This window comes from Pseudomonas sp. PS01303 (genome assembly GCF_029959385.1).
In the GTDB taxonomy this organism is placed as follows: domain Bacteria; phylum Pseudomonadota; class Gammaproteobacteria; order Pseudomonadales; family Pseudomonadaceae; genus Aquipseudomonas; species Aquipseudomonas rustica.
The window spans coordinates 1-5,547 of record NZ_JASCPK010000231.1; the positions used below are offsets into that span (position 1 = coordinate 1).

Below are 5,547 nucleotides of genomic sequence, written 5' to 3' on the forward strand. Positions count from 1 at the left end.
ACATAGCCCAGCCTGAGAACACCACAATCCAAAATGTGGGAGCGAGCCTGCTCGCGAAAGCGGTGTGTCAGACGGCAATGCTTTGTCTGAGGAATTGCATTCGCGAGCAGGCTCGCTCCCACAGGGTTTTATGTTTGATCAGGCGAGTTCGGTGACTTTAGCCGCTTTTAGCTCCGCCTCTCGCGCCTGTGCATCCGCCAGCCGATATAACTCGATCGTGCCATCCCAATGCTCGATCAGCGCCGTGCACGATTCCACCCAATCGCCGCAGTTGAGGTAATCCACCTCGCCGACCTTACGGATCTCGGCATGGTGGATGTGCCCGCAGACCACCCCGTGCAACCCGCGCTTCACGCACTCATGGGCGATGGCTTCTTCGAAGTCACCGATAAAACTCACCGCCGTCTTCACCTTGTGCTTGAGGTACGCCGACAGCGACCAATAGCCGTAGCCATAGCGCGCCCGCCAGTGGTTGAGCCAGCGATTCAGGGTCAGGGTAAATTCGTAAGCCGAATCGCCGAGGAAGGCCAGCCAGCGGTGATATCGGGTGATCACATCAAACTGATCGCCGTGAATCACCAACAGATGGCGGCCATCGGCGGTGACATGCACCGCTTCGTCGACCAACTGAATATTGCCGAGAATCAGCTTCGAGTAACGGCGCAAGAACTCATCGTGATTGCCGGTGACATAGATCACCTCGGTGCCGCGCTTGCTCATGGTGAGCAAGCGCCGGATCACGTTGGTGTGCGCTTGCGGCCAGTACATGCCGCCGCGCAGTTTCCAGCCGTCGATGATGTCGCCGACCAGATACACCTTGTCGGCGTGATAGCCCTTGAGGAACGTCGACAAGTGCTCGGCCTGGCAATCGCGCGTGCCCAGGTGCACGTCGGAGATCCACAGGGTTCGCACCCGTTGTTTGCGGCTGGGTCTGGCGAGCTCGGCGCTGGTCATGGGCAACCCTCTGCGATGTTTTCGCCACTCTGCGCGCATCCGGTGAATCGACCATGACAAGCGCGAGTCAGTCCTGTGACAGCGCACACAGCGCCCGCCGGTGTAGACTGCAGGCCTGCCCGGAGACTTGTTTATGCGCCCGATTCTCACCCTGCGTCAGTACACCCGCGATCTGATCGTCCACAGCCACGAGCACGCCCAATTGGTGTTCGGGCTGTCCGGTGCGCTGGATTTCGAGGTCGAGGGCCGTGGCAGTCAGGTGCGTCAGCAAAGTTTTGTGGTGATCCCTTCGGGCGCGCACCACGCTTGCGGCAGTCCCGATGGCAGTCGTTGTCTGGTGATGGACATTCCTGACGGGCAATGGCTGGTGGATTCGTTGGGTGAACATGCCGAGGCCAGCCGCCGCTTGCTCGATCAGCCTGCGCGTTTGTCGCTGGATTCCGGGCAGAGTCAGTTGGTCAGTTGGCTGGCGAACAGTCCGGTCAGTGATCCGTTGATCGCGCAGCAAGGCTCGGTGTTGCTGCTGGCCAGCCTCAATCATGCGAAACCAGCCGAACTGACTGCCCGCCGTTTGCCTTATGCGGCGCTGGATGCGCACATCGAGCAGAACGCGGCTTATCCGCTGCAAGTTGCCGATCTGGCGCGGGTTGCCGGGCTGTCGAGTGCGCGACTGCATGCGCGGTTTATGGCGGAATGCGGGCAGACGCCGATGGATTACATGCGCAGTCGACGGTTGCATCTGGCGGTGCAAATGCTCCGCGATACGCTTTTGCCGATGGGCGAGATTGCCAGTCGCGTCGGTTACAGCTCGCAGAGTGCCTTCTCGGCCGCCGTCCTGCGCGAGTTCGGCTCATCACCCGGCCAGCTTCGCCGCGATTCCGGCGACAAAAGACGATAGTCCGCCGACAGACTCTTGGCCCTCAACCATTCATGATCGTTCCCACGCTCTGCGTGGGAATGCAGCCGTGACGCTCCGCGTCACTGGACGCAGAGCGTCCCTAGAGGCGTTACCACGCAGAGCGTGGGAACGATCAATGCATCACAACGAATCGTGTCTGGATTAAGGATTGCAATGACCCCGCGTACCGCCCTCGGCGCTCTGCACATTGGTGCTTTGATGTTTGGCCTGACCGGCGTGTTCGGCAAACTCGCTGCCGCCTCCCCCGCCGTGATCGTTTTCGGCCGCGCCGCTTTTGCCGTGCTCGCTCTGGCGTTTTTTGCCCGTTTCGCCAGTGCGCAGGGCTGGCAAAAACTTCAGGCCGTGGACTGGCGTCGACTGATCCTCAGCGGCGTGTTGCTGGCCGGGCACTGGGTGAGTTTCTTTGTTTCGGTGAAGATCGCCGGTGTCGCCATCGCCACGTTGGGCTTCGCCAGTTTCCCGGCATTCACGGTGATTCTTGAAGGGCTGATCTTCCGCGAACGCATTCGCGCCAACGAAATTGTACTGGTGCTGTTGGTCAGCGTCGGCCTGATTCTGGTGACCCCGGCCTTCGATCTGGGCAGCGGCGCCACCGTTGGCTTGCTCTGGTCGGTGCTCTCGGGGCTGCTGTTCTCATTGCTGTCGCTGACCAACCGCGCCAGCTCCGGACGCATTCCGGCGGTACAGGCGGCGCTGTGTCAAAACGTGGTGGTGGCGTTGTGTTTGCTGCCGGTTGCGGCGCCACAACTGAGCGAAGTGCGCGCGCTGGACTGGTTGTGGATCGCCCTGCTCGGCGTGTTCTGCACCGGCGTCGCTCACAGTCTGTTCGTGGCCAGTCTGGCGGTGATCAAGGCGCGCACCGCCGCGGTGGTGTTCGCGATGGAGCCGGTCTACGGCATCACGGTCGCCTGGCTGCTGTTCAATGAAAACCCGACGCCGAAGATGTTGATCGGCGGCGCGCTGATCATTGTCGCCATCGTCGTCTCGGCGCGGATGTCAGGCAATGCCGACAAGAAAACCGTCGCCGCCGAGGCCGCGTCTCACTGAGTGCGGTCGTTGTGACCGAGGTCGCGGTCAGGATCGATCTGATCGCGCACCCGCTGTTTCAGCACCTTGGCTTCCGGAAAACCGCCGTCGGCCTTGCGTTCCCAGATCTGCACGCCAGCGCAGGTGATCTGAAACACCCCGCCAGTGCCCGGCACCAACGAGACTTTGCCGAGGTCGTCGCCGAAGGTGCTGAGCAACTCCTGCGCCAGCCACGCGGCGCGCAACAGCCATTGGCATTGCGTGCAATAAGTGATGACAACTTCTGCTTTTGCGACAGTCATGTTCGCTACAACTCCTGAGACAGAGGGCGCCGCTATAATAGCCGGCTTTACCGCTTGCCCCGAGACTCACAATGCGCCGTCTGCTGTTCTGCCTGCTGCTTGGTTTTCTGCCCCTCTTCGTCCATGCCACTGAAGCGCCGCGCCCGAAAATCGGCCTGGTGCTGTCCGGCGGCGCCGCGCGCGGGCTGGCGCACATCGGCGTGCTCAAGGCTTTGGAAGAGCAAGGCATCAAGATCGATGCGATCGCCGGCACCAGCATGGGTGCGGTGGTCGGCGGCCTGTACGCCTCGGGTTACAAGATCGACGAGCTGGAAAAACTCGCGCTGAACATCGACTGGCAAGCCGCACTGTCCGACGCGCCACCGCGTGAAGACGTGCCGTTTCGACGCAAGCAGGACGACCGCGATTTTCTGGTGAAACAGAAACTCAGCTTTCGCGACGACGGCAGCCTCGGCCTGCCATTGGGCGTGATTCAAGGGCAAAACCTCTCGTTGCTGCTGGAAAGTCTGTTGGCGCACACCAGTGATACCCGCGATTTCGACAAACTGCCGATCCCGTTCCGCGCCGTGGCCACCGACATCGCCAACGGTGAAAAAGTGGTCTTCCGCAAAGGCCATCTGCCGCAGGTGATTCGCGCGAGCATGTCGATCCCCGCTGTGTTCGCGCCGGTCGAACTCGATGGCCGGTTGCTGGTGGACGGCGGCATGACCGACAACATTCCGCTCGATGTGGCGCGGGAAATGGGCGTCGACATCGCCATCGTCGTCGACATCGGTACGCCGCTGCGCAACCGCAAACAACTGACCACCGTGGTCGACGTGCTCAATCAGTCGATCACCCTGATGACCCGGCGCAACTCGGAAGAACAACTCGCCGCGCTGCACGCCGATGACGTTTTGATTCAGCCGGCACTGGCCGCCTTCGGCGTCACCGATTTCGGCAAGGCCCAGGAAATGATCGAAGCCGGTTACCGCGCGACCAAAGCCCTCGACGCCCGCCTCGCACAGCTCAAACCGAGTGAATCCCAGGACGCCGAACTCAACGCCGCCCGCTCGCCGGGCCAGCGCACGCCGGTCATCACCGCCATTCGTGTGGAGAACGATTCGAAAGTCGATGATGACGTGATCCGCTACTACATCCGTCAACCCATCGGCGAACCGCTGGATCTGGGCCGACTGCATTCGGACATGGGCACCTTGTACGGCCTCGATTACTTCGAGCAGGTGCAATACCGCGTGGTGCACAAAGGCCCGGATCACACCCTGGTGATCAGCGCGCGCGGCAAACGCAGCGGCACCGATTACCTGCGCGTCGGCCTCAATCTGTCGGACGACATGCGCGGCGACAGCGCCTTCAACCTCGGCGCCAGCTACCGCGTCAACGGCATCAACCGTCTCGGCGCGGAATGGCTGACGCGCGCGCAGATCGGCGACAAACAAGAGTTGTACACCGAGTTCTATCAGCCGCTGGACGTCGGTTCGCGCTACTTCGTCGCCCCGTATGCATCGTTCGAAGCGCAGAACGTCGAGTCGATTCTCGATAATGATCCGATCGCGCAATACCGCGTCGAGCGCTACGGTTTCGGCCTCAACCTCGGTCGGCAGATCGGCAACAACGGCGAAGTGCGTTTCGGCGTTGGCGAAGCGTGGGGCAAGGCTGATGTGCGCATTGGTGATCAGGATCTGCCGAGCGAAAGCTTTAACGAAGGCTTCTACTCGCTGAAGTACTCGTACGACTCGCTGGACAACGTTTACTACCCTCACGAAGGCAAGGACATCAGCCTGACGCTGACGCAATTCGAACCGAGTCTGGGCTCGGATACACGTTACCGGCAGTGGGATTTCAAAATCGACAAAGCCATGAGTCATGGCCCCGACACGTTGATCCTTGGCGGTCGTTACGGGCGCACGCTGGACGACGCCAATGTGGTGACATCGAGCTTCCTGCTCGGCGGCGCGCGGCAGTTGTCGGGGTTCCGGGAAGATGCGATTTCCGGGCAGAACGTCAGCCTGATGCGTGCCGTGTATTTCCGCCGTCTGACGCCGCGTTCGTACTTGCCGCTGGACTTCCCGCTGTACGCCGGTGCTTCGCTGGAGCGTGGGCGGGCGTGGAACAATGACAATGAGTTCGACAGTGGTTACATCAATGCGGCGAGTGTTTTTATCGGGTTTGACACGCCGCTGGGGCCGTTGAATTTCACGTATGGGTTGAATGATGCGGATGAGCAGGCGGTTTATCTGAACCTTGGGCAGACTTTTTGATTAGCGTTGTCTGATCTGGCGCCTTCGCGAGCAAGCCCGCTCCCACAGTTTGGAATGCGTTCCCCTTGTGGGAGCGGGCTTGCTC

At 61.1% G+C, this 5,547-nt stretch carries 5 protein-coding genes; 3 read left to right on the forward strand and 2 right to left on the reverse strand.

The features are described 5' to 3' along the window. Positions 1-138 precede the first annotated feature (138 nt). Positions 139-954 carry a UDP-2,3-diacylglucosamine diphosphatase gene (locus tag QMX93_RS29430; RefSeq protein ID WP_282359066.1) on the reverse strand — a complete coding sequence of 272 codons (816 nt, stop codon included), beginning with the start codon at positions 952-954 and terminating at the stop codon, positions 139-141. A gap of 133 nt (positions 955-1,087) precedes the next feature. Here QMX93_RS29430 and QMX93_RS29435 point away from each other — a divergent pair, with 133 nt between their 5' ends. Both QMX93_RS29435 and QMX93_RS29440 read left to right on the forward strand, forming a co-directional pair. Then, positions 1,088-1,852: an AraC family transcriptional regulator gene (locus QMX93_RS29435; protein ID WP_053118248.1), complete on the forward strand. Its 765-nt coding sequence runs from the start codon at positions 1,088-1,090 to the stop codon at positions 1,850-1,852. Positions 1,853-2,026: 174 nt separating this feature from the next. Then, the gene (locus tag QMX93_RS29440) at positions 2,027-2,920 is read left to right on the forward strand and encodes a DMT family transporter (protein ID WP_282359068.1); all 894 of its coding nucleotides are present in this window, start codon (positions 2,027-2,029) and stop codon (positions 2,918-2,920) included. Here QMX93_RS29440 and QMX93_RS29445 read toward each other — a convergent pair. After that, positions 2,914-3,201, reverse strand: a complete 288-nt coding sequence (locus QMX93_RS29445) for a SelT/SelW/SelH family protein (protein WP_122608951.1) — start codon at positions 3,199-3,201, stop codon at positions 2,914-2,916. The genes QMX93_RS29440 and QMX93_RS29445 overlap by 7 nt on opposite strands. 71 nt (positions 3,202-3,272) lie before the next feature. Here QMX93_RS29445 and QMX93_RS29450 point away from each other — a divergent pair, with 71 nt between their 5' ends. Continuing rightward, positions 3,273-5,462, forward strand: coding sequence for a patatin-like phospholipase family protein (locus tag QMX93_RS29450; RefSeq protein ID WP_282359075.1), 2,190 nt, complete (start codon positions 3,273-3,275; stop codon positions 5,460-5,462). The last annotated feature ends 85 nt before the right edge of the window (positions 5,463-5,547 follow it).